The 18599-nt window shown below is 41.8% G+C and carries 12 protein-coding genes; 8 read left to right on the forward strand and 4 right to left on the reverse strand.

Annotated features, from left to right (window positions below; translation table 11 throughout):
• Window positions 1–17 precede the first annotated feature (17 nt).
• The 4 genes from ACZ48L_RS06400 (at window position 18) to ACZ48L_RS06415 (ending at window position 6686) form a co-directional block, all read left to right on the forward strand.
• A complete protein-coding gene (locus tag ACZ48L_RS06400) occupies window positions 18–1052 on the forward strand; it encodes a M28 family peptidase (protein ID WP_025791322.1) in 1035 nt (344 codons plus the stop codon).
• Window positions 1053–1715: 663 nt separating this feature from the next.
• Window positions 1716–2942, forward strand: coding sequence for a nucleoside recognition domain-containing protein (locus ACZ48L_RS06405; RefSeq protein WP_025791323.1), 1227 nt, complete (start codon window positions 1716–1718; stop codon window positions 2940–2942).
• 65 nt (window positions 2943–3007) lie between these two features.
• A complete protein-coding gene (locus ACZ48L_RS06410; protein ID WP_219496510.1) occupies window positions 3008–4450 on the forward strand; it encodes an oligosaccharide flippase family protein in 1443 nt (480 codons plus the stop codon).
• Window positions 4451–4562: 112 nt separating this feature from the next.
• A complete protein-coding gene (locus tag ACZ48L_RS06415; protein ID WP_025791325.1) occupies window positions 4563–6686 on the forward strand; it encodes a S46 family peptidase in 2124 nt (707 codons plus the stop codon).
• 416 nt (window positions 6687–7102) lie between these two features.
• On the opposite strand, the gene ACZ48L_RS06420 is transcribed toward ACZ48L_RS06415, so the two are convergent.
• From ACZ48L_RS06420 to ACZ48L_RS06435, 4 genes are all read right to left on the reverse strand, one after another.
• Window positions 7103–7585 (reverse strand): methylated-DNA--[protein]-cysteine S-methyltransferase, encoded by a 483-nt coding sequence (locus tag ACZ48L_RS06420; protein WP_025791327.1) that lies wholly within the window; start codon window positions 7583–7585, stop codon window positions 7103–7105.
• 47 nt (window positions 7586–7632) lie between these two features.
• On the reverse strand, window positions 7633–9504 hold the full coding sequence (locus ACZ48L_RS06425; protein WP_025791329.1) for a DEAD/DEAH box helicase: 1872 nt from the start codon (window positions 9502–9504) through the stop codon (window positions 7633–7635).
• Window positions 9505–9969: 465 nt separating this feature from the next.
• Window positions 9970–11241, reverse strand: a complete 1272-nt coding sequence (locus tag ACZ48L_RS06430) for an NAD(P)/FAD-dependent oxidoreductase (RefSeq protein WP_219524044.1) — start codon at window positions 11239–11241, stop codon at window positions 9970–9972.
• A gap of 222 nt (window positions 11242–11463) precedes the next feature.
• Window positions 11464–12705: a M16 family metallopeptidase gene (locus tag ACZ48L_RS06435; RefSeq protein WP_025791330.1), complete on the reverse strand. Its 1242-nt coding sequence runs from the start codon at window positions 12703–12705 to the stop codon at window positions 11464–11466.
• A 142-nt stretch (window positions 12706–12847) separates the two neighbouring features.
• Between ACZ48L_RS06435 and ACZ48L_RS06440 the strand changes: the two genes are divergently transcribed.
• From ACZ48L_RS06440 to ACZ48L_RS06455, 4 genes are all read left to right on the forward strand, one after another.
• Window positions 12848–13777 (forward strand): carbohydrate kinase family protein, encoded by a 930-nt coding sequence (locus ACZ48L_RS06440; protein WP_008823494.1) that lies wholly within the window; start codon window positions 12848–12850, stop codon window positions 13775–13777.
• 33 nt (window positions 13778–13810) lie between these two features.
• On the forward strand, window positions 13811–15001 hold the full coding sequence (locus ACZ48L_RS06445; RefSeq protein ID WP_025791331.1) for an FprA family A-type flavoprotein: 1191 nt from the start codon (window positions 13811–13813) through the stop codon (window positions 14999–15001).
• 521 nt (window positions 15002–15522) lie between these two features.
• Window positions 15523–16041: an LOG family protein gene (locus ACZ48L_RS06450; RefSeq protein ID WP_025791333.1), complete on the forward strand. Its 519-nt coding sequence runs from the start codon at window positions 15523–15525 to the stop codon at window positions 16039–16041.
• Window positions 16042–16280: 239 nt separating this feature from the next.
• Window positions 16281–18227 carry a glycoside hydrolase family 16 protein gene (locus tag ACZ48L_RS06455; protein WP_025791334.1) on the forward strand — a complete coding sequence of 649 codons (1947 nt, stop codon included), beginning with the start codon at window positions 16281–16283 and terminating at the stop codon, window positions 18225–18227.
• The last annotated feature ends 372 nt before the right edge of the window (window positions 18228–18599 follow it).

The following is an 18599-nucleotide window of genomic DNA, read 5'->3' on the forward strand; positions in this document are numbered from 1 at the left end:
CTCATAGAAAATAAGTAATGAAAGCTAAAATTAAAATTATCATTGGCTGTCTTTTGACGGCTCTCCTGACAACATCAACCTATGGTTGTAAAGAGAAAACAGGGAACAATAACAGTACAGCAGATGCTGATACAGTTGCCGCTGTCAAGCCTGTTGGTCCAAAGTTTAATGCTGATTCAGCTTATGCCTTTACTGCTGCACAGTGCAATTTCGGTCCACGAACTATGAATTCTACGGCACATGAGCAGTGCGGAAAGTGGATTGTGGCAAAGTTTAAGCAATATGGATGTGAGGTTTTAGAGCAAAAAGCTGACCTGAAGGGCTATGATGGTACGATACTGAAGTCTACAAACATCATTGCACGTTACAATCCGAAAGCCAAGAAGCGTATTATGCTTTGTGCACACTGGGACAGTAGGCCTTGGGCTGATAATGATCCAGACTCAACAAATCATAAGAAACCCGTTATGGCAGCCAATGATGGAGCAAGTGGTGTTGCTGTTATGCTTGAGCTTGCACGACAGTTGCAGGCTGATAAGAAGCTGGAGATTGGTGTAGACTTCGTCTGTACAGATGCTGAAGACTGGGGTGTTCCGCAGTGGGCAACGAACTATCAGGATACTGGTGATAGCTGGGCGCTGGGCGCACAATACTATTCTAAGAACCTTCCAGCTGGTGCAAAGCCCGTCTTTGGTATCCTTTTGGATATGGTTGGTGGTGAAGGCGCACAGTTCTATCGTGAAGGTCAGTCCATGCAGTTCGCTCCTGACGTTGTAGATAAGGTCTGGAATGCAGCTAAAGCCGCTGGTTATGGGTCATACTTCCCTGATGCTGTGGGTGGAATGGTTACTGATGACCATGTCCCAATCAATGAAAATGCAGGAATCCCAACGATAGATATTATCCCATACTATCCTGATTGTGCACAGAGTTCATTTGGACCTACGTGGCATACTGTCAATGACACGATGGCGCATATAGATAAGAATACACTGCAGGCAGTTGGTCAGACAATGATACAACTGTTGTATACAGAATCCAAAGAGTTGTAATATAAATTCGTAATAGTAACTCTATTGAAAAATAGGAGATGCCCTTTTGCATTGTAAAAGACGCCCTTTTACATCGCAAAAGGGCATCTTTTGATGTGTAAAAGGTGCCCTTTTGAAGTGCAAAAGACGCCCTTTTGAAAGCCTGTTGATAACCTATTGATAATCAAGATAATACAAAGCTGACTTTCTTGGTGTATTAACTGATTCCGTGAAAATATGACTTCTTTAAACTGTAAAGATACTTTCCCGTACTGACAGTTTATCCTATCAGAAGAAAAACTGTTTGATATTAGATTTGTTTTTGGCGATAAACTTGATACATTCAGCGGCAACAGAAGTGCTGAAACGAAAGTTGCTGTCACTTCTGTCACGCCTTCGTGCTCTGTAATAATTTGATTATAAGTATATTATATGAAGTGTTAAAAATGACAGGGAACCAATTCTAAACTTTATCAGGGGTATTATTACCAAAACGATCAGAGCAGAAAGATAGCAGGATAAGCAGTTATATTCATAGCGAGCTGCTTATCTTTTTTATTTATTATGACGATAGTTCACGCATTATTGCGTATCTTTGCAATGGGAAAGAATGATGTTACCAAAGTCAGTCCATCCCATAATTATCATCAATAAATAAAAAAACAATCGCAAGAAAGAAACTGAATGGTACTTAACTATATTTGGATTGCCTTCTTCCTCATCGCTTTTGTCTTCGGAATAGTAGCCTTACTGACAGGTGATATGACGATTTTTCAAAAGATGGTGGATGCTACTTTTGACTCATCCAAGACTGCATTTGAAACATCTTTGGGCTTAACAGGTGTTCTCGCCTTATGGTTAGGTATCATGAAAGTTGGTGAGAAGGCGGGTATAGTAAACGTATTGGCACGTATGCTCAGCCCTTTCTTCACAAAACTCTTCCCTGATATTCCTAAGAACCATCCTGTTATGGGTTCTATTTTTATGAATATTGCATCGAATATGTTGGGACTTGACAATGCCGCCACACCTACTGGACTTAAGGCAATGAGTCAGATGCAAGAGCTAAACACACAGAAGGACACCGCTACCAACCCCATGATAATGTTCTTGGTGCTGAATACTTCGGGCTTAACCATCATCCCAACGACTATTCTTGCTTTCCGAAGTTCATACGGAGCAGCACAACCAACTGATGTTTTCATCCCTATCTTGCTTGCTACAACGGTTGCAACGCTCGCTGGAATCATCATTACTGCAGCCTGGCAACGTATCAATATCTTCCAACCAACACTCTTCTTAGGGCTTGTTGGACTGATGGCATTCGTTGGAATCATCATCTGGGGCTTTGGACAAATGGACAAACAGACGATGGGTACAGTGACATCTGTGGCTTCAAACCTCATCTTAATGTCTATAATCGTCCTTTTCATCGGTGCAGGACTGATGCGGAAGATAAACGTTTATGACGCTTTCATCGAAGGAGCAAAGGAGGGATTTCATACCGCAGTACGCATTATCCCATACCTTGTAGCGATACTTGTTGCTGTAGGAGTGTTCCGTGCGTCAGGAGCAATGGACTTATTGATAAGTGGAATACAGTGGTGTATGGAGCAATGTGGCTTAAATACCGACTTCGTAGGTGCCCTTCCAACAGCTTTCATGAAACCATTGTCAGGCAGTGGAGCACGAGGTTTGATGTTGGAAGCAATGAAAAGCTATGGTCCTGACTCCTTTGTGGGACGACTAAGTTGTATCTTCCAAGGTTCAACGGACACTACATTCTATATACTTGCAGTCTATTTCGGTAGTATTGGCGTGAGATATACACGTCACGCCGTGGCTTGTGGACTGCTTGCTGACCTGGTTGGTGTGATAGCAGCTATAGCAGTCTGCTACATGTTCTTTTAACAAAGCATTACGACTACAAGCTTAACTCACTTTGTCAGCCAGAACGTTCAATAACAAAACAAACAATGGCAAATTTAAAATCACTTGCAAAAGATACAGCCATCTATGGCATGAGCAGTATCATCGGAAGGTTCTTGAATTACCTTCTTGTACCATTATACACCGCAAAGATTAGTGCTGCCAGTGGTGGTTATGGCGTTATTACGAACATATATGCCTATACAGCTTTGCTACTTGTGATTCTAACATACGGAATGGAGACCACTTTCTTCCGCTATGCAAATAAGGCTGACCAAGATCCAAAGAAGGTTTATTCAACGACTTTGTCGTTAGTTGGATTATCTTCGTTACTGTTCATCGCATTGGTTTTCATCTTCTTGCAACCCATTTGTAACTTTATGGGGTATCCAGATCATCCCTCTTATGTGTGGGTGATGGCTGTTACCGTTGCTATAGATGCCTTCCAATGTATTCCTTTTGCATACCTTAGATACAAGAAACGACCTATAAAGTTTGCTGCTTTCAAGCTCTTGTTCATTGCATTGAATATCATTCTGAACATCGTTTACTACCTTATTCTCAACGGACATGAGGTTGGTTTCGCCTTCTATATTAACCTTGTATGTACGGGTACCATTACTTTCTGCTTCTGGAAGGAGCTGAAAGATGGTTTCTTTGCTGGTGGTAAACTGCTTGATATGCCCTTGGCAAAGAAGATGTTGTCTTACTCTTGGCCTATTCTTATCCTTGGTATAGCAGGAATTCTGAACCAAACAGCAGGTTATATCCTCTTTCCATACGTCTATAAGGATAGCGATGCACATGCACAACTTGGCATATTCGGTGCTGCAAGTAAGATAGCAATGATCATGTCAATGATAACACAGGCCTTCCGTTACGCCTATGAGCCCTTCGTTTTTGGTAAATCACGTGATAAGGACAACAAAGAAACATATGCCAGAGCAATGAAGTTCTTCCTCATTTTCACCATACTTGCTTTCCTTGTTGTGATGGGTTACATGGATGTTCTGCGTCATATCATCGGCAGAGACTACTGGGTTGGACTCCGTGTCGTACCGATTGTCATGGCAGGTGGTATCATGACGGGTGTCTATTTCAACCTAAGCTTCTGGTATAAGCTTATTGATAAAACCATTTGGGGCGCATATTTCTCGGGCATAGGATGTGCAGTAATCATCGGAATCAACGTTATTTTCGTGCCTCATTACGGCTATATGGCATGCGCATGGGCAGGATTCTTAGGGAATGCAACAGCGATGGTACTGTCGTATGTCGTTGGTCAACGTAAGTATCCCATTGATTATCCACTGAAGAGTATCCTCGTTTACGTGTTGATAGGAGGCTTCTTCTTCGCTATTATTACCTACTGCAATGCTAATCTTTCTGTTCCAGAGGCATTAGGAGTCAATACATTAGTGATCATTGCCTTCATTGCACACGTGATTTATCATGATATGCCACAGGTAATAAGAAAGTTTAAGAAGTAGAAAGTAGGGCGAAAAAACTTAAAAAGCAAGTAAAAAGGAGACGAAATGGTTCACAAAACCATCCTAATTTAGTCTCTTAATACATAGATAAGCACCTCAAAACAAATAAATTATGAAGAAAACAACTTTACTCATCGCTGGCCTTCTTGCATTGGGTAGTACCTCAATGCACGCCGATGAAGGTATGTGGACACTCTACAACCTTCCGAATGCAGTCTATGATCAAATGGTAGCAGAGGGTTTCAAGCTACCTGCTGACATGCTGTACAGTTCTCCTAACGCTATCAGTAACTATGTAATCAACTTCTCAGGCTTCTGTTCTGGAGTTGTAGTATCCCCTGATGGCTTAGTATTCACAAACCATCACTGTGGCTTCAGTGCTATTAATGCACACTCAACAGTAGAACATGACTACATGTTGAATGGCTTTTATGCTAAGAATTATGCGGAAGAGCTACCGAATGAGAACATGTTTGTCTCCTTCATGAAGAACCAAAAGGATGTCACAGCACGTGTGAATAAGCTTATTAATGGTAAAACTAAGGAGCAGGCAGACTCCCTTATTGATGTCTTGACGAACCAGATGACGGACTCCGTGAAGAACATCGACAAGAGCTTACACGTGAATATTGACGCTTTCTATGAAGGTAATAAGTACTATGCTACAACTTATCAGGACTTCCCTGACGTACGATTAGTGTTCACAGTACCGAAGAGTATGGGTAAGTTTGGTGGTGAAACCGACAACTGGATGTGGCCTCGACAGACGTGTGACTTCTCTGTTTTCCGCATCTATGCTGACCCAAAGACCAACGGACCGGCTGCTTACTCTAAGGATAATGTGCCTTATCACCCAGAACACTGGGCTCCAGTAAGCTTAGAAGGGTATAAGGATAAGGACTTTGCAATGACAGTAGGTTATCCAGGATCAACAAGTCGTTATCTGTCTTCGTATGGTATTAAACAACGTCGGGACATAGAAAACACCACTCGCATACAGGCACGTGACATCAAACTAGCCATTATGAAGAAGTATATGGATATGAATGAGAAGACACGTATCCAATATGAGGACAAATATGTCACTGCTGCTAACTACTGGAAGAACTCCATGGGTATGAACAAATGTATCGATTCAACGGGGCTTATCCGCCAGAAAGCAGAATACGAGGCAAGGATACAGAAGTGGCTTGATGCTAAAAAGGTGAAAGATCCATCTGTAGATGTTAACTTCCCAGAGCTGAGTAAGCTCTATACGAACAGCAATGAATCTTCACTTGCAGCCAATTACTGGAATGAATCATTCTGGAAAGTCACAGAAATGTTCAAACGTGCGCTTGATCTTACCCGTGGTGCGATAGAGCCTCAAGGACCAAAGGACAATCCAAAGAAGCAATATATGCAGTTCAAAGACAATAGTGACGAATGGAATTTGGCACTTGATAAGGAGATGACTGCTGCCATGCTGAAGAATTATGCCGAACATGTACCAGCTAAATACCTACCTGATGTATACAGCACAATAAAGAAAAGCTTCGGTAATGATTATAAGAAGTATACGGAATGGCTCTATTCAAAGAGTAAGTTAATGGAGAAAGACCATAAGTTCTATAACGATGATAAGACCCTGAAAGACCCAGGTGTACAGCTAGGCTTGCAACTTATCGTTGCTTATCAAGGTATTCTGACGGACTTAACGGGCAAGTCTGACTCCATTGACAACGAAGAAAAGAAACTCTGTGAAGCAAAGGTACAGATGGAAATGGACATGCCTCATTACAGTGATGCTAACTTTACGATGCGTCTTTCCTATGGTCAGGTGGGTGGATACATGATTGGTAACTTCGACAGTAACTACTACACAACAGCTGAAAGTATTGTGGAGAAGATGAAACGTGGCGATAAACTCGAAGACTATAAGGCTGAACCAATCATGATGGACCTCATGAGTGCAAAGGATTTCGGGCGTTACACGGATAAGACAACAGGTAAGATGCAACTGTGCTTCCTTACCAATAACGATATTACAGGTGGTAATTCAGGCTCTCCAATGTTCGATGGAAAGGGCAGACTCATTGGTCTTGCATTCGATGGAAACTGGGATAGTCTTGCCAGTGATATCTACTTCGACCGCAAGTTAGCACGTTGTATTGGTGTTGATATCCGCTTCGTTCTCTATCTTATGGACAAGTGGGGACACGCTGACCGCCTGCTGAAGGAGATTAATCCACAGTAAACTGTAAGTGTATAAATACGGAAAAGGATGTGCAATGGATTGTTTTGCACATCCTTTTTTTATGTGATTTAATCTGTATTAACGTATCTTCCAAATGCCTTATCAATGTCTCTTATGTAAAGTTGTTTCACATTTGAAAAGTAAGAGACGGTCTTTTGCATTGCAAAAGGGCATCTTTTACAACGCAAAAGGTGCTCTTTTGATGTGTAAAAGGTGCCCTTTTAGAAGGTAAAAGATGCCCTTTTACATTGCTCACCGTAACCCTCTAAGTATGTGATGGTTACAAAACCACATTTTGGATGATTCCTTCGAGATATTAGACAGATTACTTCTGATGATTGTAAGATATTTTTCTGGTGCGAAACATTTGCTTTCTTGTATAGAGATAGTAGAACAAAAAACGTGTGTCAATAGCTCTATTGACACACGTTTTCAAATTTATACAACCACTTTTTCCTTTCTGTTCCACCAACATATCCTCCTATATGTCCATTGCTTCCTACTACTCTGTGGCACGGAATGATGATCATTAGTGGGTTATGACGGTTGGCATTGCCTACTGCTCTTACAGCTTTAGGACTGTTCATCAGTCTTGCTTCTTCGGCGTAAGAGATGGTTTTGCCATAGGGAATCTTCTGTAGTGCTTGCCAGGCGTGCTGTTGAAAGACGGTACCAAAGGGCTTGAGCGGCAAGGAAAAGTTCTTACGTGTCCCTGAGAAGTACTCATCCATCTGTCGACAAGCCTCAGTAAGCACTGTCTCATGCGTAGTCTTGTCTTCTTCCCAATCGTCAAGGAGCTGATTATCCATGCTGTCTTCCCATAGACAGTAGCACAGGAAGCCGTTGTCTGCAGCAAGAATCAGATTGCCGATAGGCGAACGGTAACGATGAAATCGCATAATTCGGTGGACAGAAGCAGTAGATAATGAGAGGGTAGGAGGCTGGTTTACTTCTTTGGTCTGCGCCTTGCCCATCCCTCTTCTGAGAAGTCTGGTTCTTCACCTTTCAGCTTTGCAGGTGCTCCTTTCATAAGTTCTTTCCAGTCATCCTTTTTGAATTTGCGTGTGGAAGGATACATGTTGTCATCATATTGACGACGATTGCGACGTTCGCTACGTCCTTCCTTGTTTCCACGACCACCTGTAGAACGACCTGAATTACGACCATGTCCGCCTTCTTCAGCATCGTTACAACGCACTTTACGGCCTTTATATGTAGCACCATCCAGTGCATGCATTACCTTTTGGGCGTCCCGTTCGGGCACTTCAATGTAACTTTGCTTAGAAAGAAGGTCGATATGACCTACTGCCTGGTGCCCATGCATGTTCTTATTGATGAACTGCATCACCTCACCTGGATAGAAACCGTCAGCCTTACCAAGGTTGACAAACAACCGTTTGTAGCCACTCTCAGGCTTACGAGAACCACGACCACGGGTGCTTCTGCCTTCTCCTCGCATGCTACGGTTCTCCTCTTTAGAGCTACGTGATGATGGTTTCTCTATTTCAGGAGCGTTTTTATAGTAGTTCAGGAAGCGTCCGAAGGTTGAAGTAACAATCTTTTTGATGATGTCTTCCTTGTCTATATACTCAAACTGGCGGGTGATGTCCTTCATATAAGGAGCAATCTGGTCTTCGTCAACATCTGTTTTCAAGATATCATCCATTGACTTGAAGAGCTGCTTCTTACAGATTTCTTCAGGTGAAGGGAGTGTTCCGTCAACGAATTCCTTACCAATCTCACGCTCAATATTACGTACCTTATACTTTTCACGTGAGTGGATGATGGAGATAGATGTACCCTTCTTGCCTGCACGACCCGTACGACCCGAGCGGTGAGTGTAGTTCTCTATGTCATCAGGTAAGCCATAGTTGATGACATGTGTGAGGTCATTCACGTCCAATCCACGTGCTGCAACGTCCGTTGCAACAAGGATCTGTGTCAGATGAGAACGGAACTTCTGCATTGTAAGGTCACGTTGCTGCTGTGAAAGGTCACCATGTAACGATTCTGCATTGTATCCATCCTTGATCAGTTTGTCTGCAATCTCCTGTGTTTCAACCTTAGTACGGCAGAATACGATGGCATAAATCTTAGGATAAAAGTCTACCAAGCGTTTCAAAGCAAGATATTTGTCGCGTGCATTCACCATATAATATATATGGTTTACACTCTCTGCCCCTTCATTACGGCTTCCAACGACAATCTCTTTGTAATCATGAAGATAGCCTTTTGCCACACGTTCCACATCACGACTCATCGTTGCAGAGAACAATAAAGTGTTTCTGTCCTCTGGAACACCGGTTAAGATCTCCGTAATACTCTCCTGAAAGCCCATGTTCAGCATCTCATCTGCCTCATCCAAAACAACGTTTGTTACTTTGTCAAGACGTGCTTTGCCACGGTGCATGAGGTCTATCAGTCGTCCAGGGGTAGCAACGATAATCTGTACTCCATGTCTTAACTGATGAATCTGCGTCTCAATAGATGCTCCACCATACACTGCTGCTATGTGCAAGTGGGGGATGTACTTGCCAAAATCCTTCAAGTCATCGGCAATTTGCAGGCAAAGCTCACGCGTAGGGCTCAACACAATAGCTTGAGTTTCCTTGCTATTCGTATCAATACGTTGTAGCAATGGAAGCCCAAATGCCGCCGTCTTACCCGTACCAGTCTGTGCCAGTGCGATGACGTCATTACGATTACCAAGCAAATAAGGGATTACTTCTTCCTGAACAGGCATTGGATGCTCAAATCCAAGCTCACTAATGGCGCGGCGAATCTCCTCGCTGACGCCCAATTCTTCAAATGTCTTCAAATTCGTTTGTATTTATTTATAATCTTACAAAAGGCAAACTCGCCACCAAACGAACCCACAACAGACACTTGCCTACGACTAATTTCTACCAATCGGTACGCAGACTCTCAGGTGGCATGTTACCTTTTTGGTGTGCAAAGGTACGGTAAGAAGGTGAGAGTAGCAAATAAAAGCCAAGAGAATGATACCCAAAGATTCGTAAATAATGAACTTAGGCGTTAACAATAGATAATAAAAAGCCACTGATTGTGAATAGGATAGCTTGTATTTGTTATAAAGTCTAAAAGTAACACTATTTATATTCTCTGTTCCTTTTACTTATGTTCTTTTTTTGTAACTTTGTCCCGTCAAATAGAAAAATAGTCGTTATTAAAGTTAATTATTTGAGTTAGTACAAGGAAACATGACTTGCGTGAGCAAGCCACATGTTAACGAAAGGTTTCGCAGTGATGCGAAGCCTTTTTGCTATTTAGCCTTTAATATCAGTCGTAAGCTCTGCTTATAGTTTATATAGTTCCATACCCAATTTAGTAGAATGAATGTTTTGTTCTTCACACCAAGGATAGAACGCAGATGAACAACAAGCCACAAAGCCCATGCAGGGAAGCCTCCGAACTTCTTGCCGGCAATCTCTGCCACAGCATGATTACGTCCTATCGTAGCCATAACACCCAAGTTATGATATTTAAAGGGCTTTAGTTCTTCCCCTTTCTGCATCCGCTGAAGGTTTGCTGCAACGGTCTTTGCCTGCTGCAAAGCCACCTGTGCTAACTGTGGATGCCCTAAAGGATACTCCTCATCACCCTCCACCAGACTCTGGTCGCCTATGGCATAGACATCCTGTAAGCCCTTAACTTGGCAGAATCTATCGGTAAGTATACGCCCAGCATGCCCGATACTATCCTCTGGTAATCCATCTATATGATTTGCACAGATACCACTTACCCAGATAACAGTCTCTGTTGGAATCTCTAATCCAGCGCTTGTCTTCAATACACCATCTTTATATTCCGTTGCAAATTGTGGCTGACGAATGTGTACATGTAAAGCTTTTAAGTCGCGTTCTGCACGTGCTGATGATGCAGGATCCATAGCAGACAGTAGTCTGTCGACAGCATTTACGAGGTAAATATGCATTTGTGAAGCATCAAGATCAGGGTAGTCACGCTGTATAACGTTCTTCTTCATCTCTGCAACAGCACCTGCAATCTCTACTCCAGAAGCACCACCACCTACGACAACAATATTCATTAAGGCTTGTTTCTTCTTTGGATCTTCCTCCGTTTCAGCCTTTTCTAGATTGCGCAAAATAGTGTTGCGCAAGCGCATTGCCTCTGAAACGGACTTCATCGGTAGTGTGGTAGCCTCTATTTCTTTGTTCCCGAAGAAGTTCGTCTTGGCTCCTGCAGCCAACACAAGGTAATCATAGTGGATGCTACCAACTGAAGTTATGATCTTCTTTTCCTTAGTATTAACACCTTCAACGGTTGCCATGCGGAAGAAGAAGTCCTTGTTTCCTTGGAACAAACGTCGGAAAGGAAAAGATATACTACTTGGTTCAAGACCCGCTGATGCCACCTGATAAATCAATGGAGGGAACTGATGATAGTTGTTTTTATCCACTAATACTACCTGAAAGTCGGCATCCGTCAGCTTCACAGCCAGCTCTAATCCACCCAATCCACCGCCAACGATTACTACTCTCTTCTTATCTGTGCGTTCGATGTTTGCTTTCATTATCCTTAAAACATTTATATTACTATCCTTAATACAGATATATTACTATTCTTAATACAGATATATTACTATCCTTAATACAGATATATTACTATTCTTAATACAGAAAAAAACATGCCATACTGATATGGAATGGGGGGAAATAAAGGGGTAAAAGAGGTTAAGATAACGCTTCTCCCTTCCGTACTTCAACAGAGTCCTCCCTGTAAATATCCCTCTTTTTTATGCGTAAATAAGCTCCGTAAGCTGTTTGTTATCAAACAACTCCTGTGCTACGGATTGTACTTCGGCAGCTGTGATGGTGTCTATGTCATGATAAAGAGCCTGAATATCCTTCTTCCAACCATAGTGCAAGAACACCTTACCGAAGTCTAATGCAAGGTTCTCACGGTTGTCACAGGCTATACCTATTTGCCCTTTTATCTGTTGTTTGGCAACTGACAGCTCTGCATCAGTCAGAGGTGTCGACATAAAACGGTCGAGTTCTTTCCGTACAAGGGTCTTACACTCATCTATATCTTCAGCGTCACAACCAAAATATATGCTCCATATCCCAGTCGTACTATAGCTTACCATTGTACTTTCTACCGTGTAAACCAGTCCACGACGCTCTCGTAATGCAAGGTTCAGACGTGCGTTCATCCCTGGACCTCCTAATATATTGTTCAATAGATACAGTGCCATGCGGCGCTTGTCATGTACGCTATATGCTCTGTTTCCTATCATTACATGTGCCTGATGCGTATGTTTGTCCACCGTAATCTTCTGTGGTTCATATGCATTGAGTGCTGGCAAAGAAATCTCTTTAGGCTTCCAACTGTCATCTTTAGTGGTCACAAATGTGCCGTTTTCAGTTGACAAGAGAGACAATAACTGCTCGAAATCTATATTGCCATAGGCAAAGAACACAGCATTCTCTGGTCGATAATACTTCTGAGTGAAGCGAAGAGCATCCTCAGTGGTGAACTTTCTCACCCTTTTTGCCTCACCTAAGATGTTATGTCCCAGTGGATGACCACGGAAAATGATGTTTTCAAACTCATCATAGATAAGTTCTGAAGGGCTGTCATTATATGATTCAATCTCGTCACAGATAACCTCTACCTCCTTATTAATCTCCTTTTGCGGATAGATACTGTGGAAAACAATATCCGTAAGGAGGTCTACTGCACGCGGAAGATGCTCCTTCAGAATAGCTGAATAATAGACAGTATCTGTCTTAGTGGTGAAGGCATTGAGGTCACCTCCAACCTGTTCCAAACAATTAATAACATCAAGTGCTGTTCGTTTGTTTGTTCCTTTAAAGCTGACATGCTCACAAAAGTGGGCAATACCCTCTTCATCTGTTTCCTCATTGGCTGTTCCTGCATTGATCTGGTAGCCACAATAAACCACCGAAGATGCTGATGGGAGCACTATGATACGCAGTCCGTTATCCAAAACTGCTGTCTTATAACTTGTCATGACTGCAAATTTAAGAAAAAAGAACGAAACACAAACCACTTTAAAAGCGTAAAGGAAAAAGAATCTTAATTCTTTTTTGTAGTCCACCTAATTTCATTATATTTGCAAAACTAATAAGGAAGTTAATATAAATCATAATAGAATGCGGAAAGTTATAGGTATCGGTGAAACTGTCTTGGACATCATCTTCAAGGATAATAAGCCTGTTGAAGCTGTCCCAGGAGGCTCAACCTTTAATGCCATTATCTCTTTAGGACGTTGCGGAGTGAATGCATCCTTCATCTCTGAGGCTGGTAATGACCGTGTAGGAGACTATATCATTAAGTTCCTTAGGGAGAATGGGGTTAATGCAGATAATGTTAGCACCTTCCCAGACTCAAAGTCTCCAGTGTCATTGGCATTCCTTAATACCAAGAATGATGCAGAATACATCTTTTATAAGGACCATCCTCACGACCAATTAGAGTTCACTTACCCTGACATTCAGCCCGATGATATCGTTATTTTCAGCTCTTATTATGCTGTAAACCCTGTCATTCGTCCGCAAGTGTTGGGGCTTTTAGATTATGCCCGGTCACATGGCGCAATCATCTATTATGACGTTAACTATCGACCTGCACACAAAGACGATGTTATTAGGATTACTCCGAACTTATTAGAGAACCTCGATTATGCCGACATTGTGCGTGGAAGCAATGAAGATTTCACCACACTTTATAAAAAAGATGAGGCTGACAAGGTCTATAACGCAGAGATTTCATTCTATTGCAAGCAGTTCATTTACACGCAAGGAAGCCAACCTGTGGAGGTACGTGGTGGTAAAGACTTTAAAAAGTCATACCCTGTCCATAACACGAATATCGTAAGCACCATTGGAGCTGGCGATAACTTCAATGCCGGTTTCATCTTCGGAATGCTGAAGTATGGTATCACCCGCGACGACTTATTGCGTGGACTCACTGAAGAACAATGGGACAAGGCTATCAATTGTGGCTTGGATTTCTCTGCAGACTGCTGCAAAGACATCTTCAATTATGTAAGTCGGGAGTTTGGAGAGCAGATGAAAGGATAACAAAAAAGAACCACACTAAATCAAAATAGAAAAATGATAGAAATTGCCAACAAAGTTTATTATGTAGGTGTCAACGACCGTAACAAATCTCTTTTTGAAGGTTTATGGCCATTGCCATACGGCGTTAGCTACAATTCTTATCTCATTGACGACGACAAAGTCTGCCTGATTGATACAGTAGAAGTGGACTTCTTTGTCCAGTTCATCGAGAATCTACATGCTGTTTTGGGTGATAGACAAATTGACTATCTTGTCATCAACCACATGGAACCTGACCATTCTGGTTCTTTAGCCTTGTTGAAGAAGTATTATCCTAACATACAAGTCATTGGAAACAAGAAGACATTCGACATGATGTCAGGCTTCTACGGTATCAGAGAGAATACTATAGAAGTGAAAAATGGTGAGACTTTAGAGTTAGGACATCATACATTGCAGTTCTTTATGACACCAATGGTGCACTGGCCAGAGACGATGATGACTCTTAGCAAGGGTGAAGCATCCATCCTTTTCACAGGTGATGCCTTTGGATGTTTCGGTGCTTTAAACGGCGGATTCATCGATAAGGACATCGATACAGAGGGATATTGGTTGGAGATGGTTCGCTATTACTCTAACATTGTAGGTAAATACGGTATTCCAGTTCAGAATGCACTGAAGAAACTTGCAGGTATTCACATTGATTATATCTGTTCAACACATGGTCCTGTATGGCATGAGAACGTTGAAAAGGTGGTGAACCTGTATGATCGTATGTCGAAATATGAGACTGATCCAGGCTTGGTTATCTGCTACGGAACGATGTATGGGAACACAGAGCGTATGGCTGAACAGATAGCACGTGCTGCTTCATTGGCTGGAGTCAGGAACATTCGACTCTACAACGTATCTAAAACGCATCATAGCTACATCCTTCAGGATATCTTCCGCTTCCGTGGACTGATTGTTGGTGCGCCAACTTACAATGCTGGGCTCTATCATGAGATGGATGTTTTGCTGCAGGAAGTGGCTAACAGGGATATCAAGAACCATCTCATTGGTTGGTTCGGGTCATACTCATGGGCTTCAAAGGCTGTCTCTGCAATAGGAGAATGGAACGAGAATCACCTGCACTTTGAACAGGTGGGTGAGCCTGTAGAGATGAAGCAAGCACTTACTCCAGAGATAAAAGAGGAGTGTGCACGACTCGGTCATGAGATGGCTGCAAAGCTATTGGCTGAGTAATATGTAATAGAATTTCGTATAACGAAAAGTAATAGGTGCCCTTTCGCACTCTAAAAGACGCCCTTTTGCATGGTAAAAGATGCCCTTTTGCAATGTAAAAGGGCGTCTTTTGGATGCTAAAAGGGCATCTTTTGTTTTGCCCTTTACAACCAATTGAATCTTAGGAAGTTACAAAGCAAGAAAAAATAGATTTTTGTTTGATTTCGAAGTTATGTCACTTCAGTTTTTGTAAGATTATTTCTAACTGTGTCATCCTTCAGTCATTAATGGTGCAAAAGATCTTTCTTTTGCTTTCATCAGGTTGGAGAAAGAATGTGATTACGTGGCTTTCAGTTTGCCAAATTGTTCTCTTATAAGATAGAAGTCTTGATATATAGTCTGTTTTATTATTATAATTAGTCTATTTTGTAAGTACAAACTGATTGTCAATCAAAAAGTACTTAGTTCAAATTTACCTTAAACTTCTGTATTCAGAGGTAAGATTGTGAAAAAATAACTACCTTTGTGGAAAAGTAAATAAGATGAAGATAGCAGTATTTTGTTCGGCAAACAACAATATAGATCCAACCTACTTCAACATGGCAGAACGGTTGGGGAAATGGATAGGGGAGCATGGTCACACCCTCATCTACGGTGGAGGAAACAGTGGACTCATGGAGTGTATTGGTAAAAGTGTGCATGAAGCAGGCGGAAGGACCATTGGTGTCGTCCCGCGTATCATGGAAGAGGGGCGCAGAATGAGTGATTATGTGGACGTAGAGATTCCATGTGAGGATCTTACTGACCGCAAAGCAATCATGATGCAACAGGCGGATGAGTTCTGTGCCTTGCCCGGTGGCATCGGGACTTTGGATGAAGTGTTCACTGTTGCTGCGTCTGCAACCATAGGATATCATCATAAACGTGTGACACTTTATGATGTAAATGGTTTCTGGGACAGCCTCATAGCACTGTTAGACGACCTTCAGCAGAAGGGAATGATACGTGGTGATTACCATGAATACATCCATGTGAAGCATATTGACAGCTTGAATCAATAAGCCTTTGATAAGGAAAAACGTTCAGAAGACGGCTCTTCTGGCAACGAAAAGAAAGAAAAATTAATTAAAAGGCATGCTCATTTTATGTTCTTCAACATAAAATGAGTACGTTTATAATACCTTATTTTTATTTTACATTACTGTGAGAAACGATGTCATTGAGTTTATTTTAAATGCCGTACCTTTGCACGTAGATATTTATTCCGTGTTACATTAATATACACGAAAAGCAAAATCATATGAGAAAAATAATAATTACACTTTGTGGATTAGGCTTAGGAGTTCTTAGCCTAACGGCACAAGACAGACAAGACATAGTACCACCGTTGGCGGGATGGAGCTATTTTGGTGGTGATGAGTTCAATGGAAATGCTATCGATCGGAACCTGTGGGGACTCTATGGGGATAAGAAGAAAGACTATTCTAACGAGACATACGGTAACAATATTGGGCAAGGTATGGCACAAACTTACCGTGATAAAATGGTAACAGTGCAGGATGGTAAAGCCTCCGTACGTGCTACTCGTGAACCGATTTATACTGGGTTACGATACCAAAAAGGAGTTGACACCAGTCCAAAGATGCGCGCTCCGTTGGCACCTACCCATAATTTTACGAAGAATGGTTGGTGGTCAGGGTTTCTGTCAAGTAGGGATGCAGACAATGGAGGGACTTATTATCCGCTCTATTCTCGTATTGAGATAAAGGCAAAGATACCTTTTAGCATAGGAACATGGATGGCTTTGTGGCTCCGTCATCGGTATGGTGGTGCAGGAACGTTCGAGATTGACTTGGAAGAGTTCTTTGTAAATGATGATCAAAATGACTATGTTGCTGGTTGGGAAAAGCATACTTATCATAAGAAAGGGAAAAACTTCTTGCATCAATCTATCCACGGATTGGATTATGATCAGACTGAATATGATGAGAAGACTAAGAAGTATATCCCTAAAACTACTTCCAATCATAACCCGTATGCTGATCGTGTAAGGGAGATAAAGTTTGATCCATCGAAGGGCTTCCATGTTTATGGTGCACAAATTGATCCCGAACCGGGTGATTCCTCACGGAACTTGGCAGTGACATTCCTGCTGGATGGAAGGGTAAGGTCGGTGTTCTTGACATCAGAATATAAGCCAAAGACGCTTAATTATTCTTCCAGATACAACGCACTTCTGCAGAATGAGTATATTAAGAATAATATTGATCACATCTGGGATGTTGCCATTACGGGTGGAATAGGGGGTAAACCAGACGGAAAAGGTGGTGGAGTACTCTATCCAGAGAATGATCCTCAGTATGGAGGAGACATAAACAGAGTCCCCAAGAACTATGTTATGGACCTCGATTGGTTACGTGTCTATAAGCGAACAAACAAGTTATTGTGGATAGGATCTGTACCAAAGGGATATGATTGGCAGACGACAACCGTATCAATCAATGTTCCTAACGCACAGTTAGGTAACCTACAGGTGGGCGACAGGCTCATCATGGATATAGACACACTCAGTACTTCGGAACACAGAAAGGCTGGTCCTGTGTCAATCGACATCTGTGATAAGACGGGTAAGAGTATCTTAAAGCAGAAGCCAGAGATTGCAAGAAACGACGCAGAGGTGACATTCCTCATAACAGATAACGACATGTTGCAGGCGTTGAAGGCTGGGGGATGCAAGATAAACGGCAAGAATGTTCGTTTCTTCACCCTTATGAGCGAGACGAAGAGAAGTGGATTGTGGAGTGGCTTCAAACAGATTGGACCTGATAAGGTTGTCCTTCCTGCCCTGCTTTTCAGTAATGTTTCTGAAGGACAGCAAATGGAATTTACCGTAAGGGATGTAGCTGGGGGTGGAAATATCGTACTAACACCTTTCGGAGGGAATGCAACCAATATCCAACTGACCCCTTCACAAGACGAGAAACTGTACCGTATCACACTTGATGGACAGACTGTTCAACGCTTACGTACGAATGGTTTGCAGATATCAGGAGCTAATTACTACCTAAGAGGTGTAAGATTGACTGATAAAAAAAGTACGACTGACGTAAAAGGGGTTAATATTAACAAGGAAGAGGACGGTGCTGTGTACACGATTGATGGTGTTAAGGTAAGAGAAGCCAATGATAAAAGTAAGTTAACCCCTGGTATATATATCACCAATGGGAAGAAATTTGTTGTGAAATAGTAATTCTTTCTTTCCTATTTGGGTATAAAGCCATTAGTATCATCATTGATATTAATGGCTTTTCTCTTTATAAATGGATAATGTGTCATTACCTATGGAAGACAAGACATTCATCAGTTAAAGAAGGGATAATTACCTTTTAGCATGTTACTTATTATCTATCAGATAATGAAAATATTACTATTCCGTGGCATTTTTTTGTTGTTTTGATAACCAACTATACGAAAAAAAGTGTAACTTTGCCAACAAGGGTTAGTTGTACACTCAATTTAATACTCATAAACGACACCGAATCTTTAAGTATTTGAGCTACATGCAGATTCGTATTGACACATGAAATAACTATTAATATAAGTAATTTACATAACCATG

The sequence above is a fragment of the Prevotella histicola genome (genome assembly GCF_055385135.1).

Bases quoted from the DNA above. Each gene is read 5' to 3' on its own strand.
- ACZ48L_RS06400 (WP_025791322.1), top strand. From the start codon at position 18: ATGAAAGCTAAAATTAAAATTATCATTGGCTGTCTTTTGACGGCTCTC.
- ACZ48L_RS06415 (WP_025791325.1), top strand. From the start codon at position 4,563: ATGAAGAAAACAACTTTACTCATCGCTGGCCTTCTTGCATTGGGTAGT.
- ACZ48L_RS06435 (WP_025791330.1), bottom strand. From the start codon at position 12,705: ATGACAAGTTATAAGACAGCAGTTTTGGATAACGGACTGCGTATCATA.
- ACZ48L_RS06420 (WP_025791327.1), bottom strand. From the start codon at position 7,585: ATGCGATTTCATCGTTACCGTTCGCCTATCGGCAATCTGATTCTTGCT.
- ACZ48L_RS06450 (WP_025791333.1), top strand. From the start codon at position 15,523: ATGAAGATAGCAGTATTTTGTTCGGCAAACAACAATATAGATCCAACC.
- ACZ48L_RS06410 (WP_219496510.1), top strand. From the start codon at position 3,008: ATGGCAAATTTAAAATCACTTGCAAAAGATACAGCCATCTATGGCATG.
- ACZ48L_RS06430 (WP_219524044.1), bottom strand. From the start codon at position 11,241: ATGAAAGCAAACATCGAACGCACAGATAAGAAGAGAGTAGTAATCGTT.
- ACZ48L_RS06440 (WP_008823494.1), top strand. From the start codon at position 12,848: ATGCGGAAAGTTATAGGTATCGGTGAAACTGTCTTGGACATCATCTTC.
- ACZ48L_RS06455 (WP_025791334.1), top strand. From the start codon at position 16,281: ATGAGAAAAATAATAATTACACTTTGTGGATTAGGCTTAGGAGTTCTT.
- ACZ48L_RS06445 (WP_025791331.1), top strand. From the start codon at position 13,811: ATGATAGAAATTGCCAACAAAGTTTATTATGTAGGTGTCAACGACCGT.
- ACZ48L_RS06405 (WP_025791323.1), top strand. From the start codon at position 1,716: ATGGTACTTAACTATATTTGGATTGCCTTCTTCCTCATCGCTTTTGTC.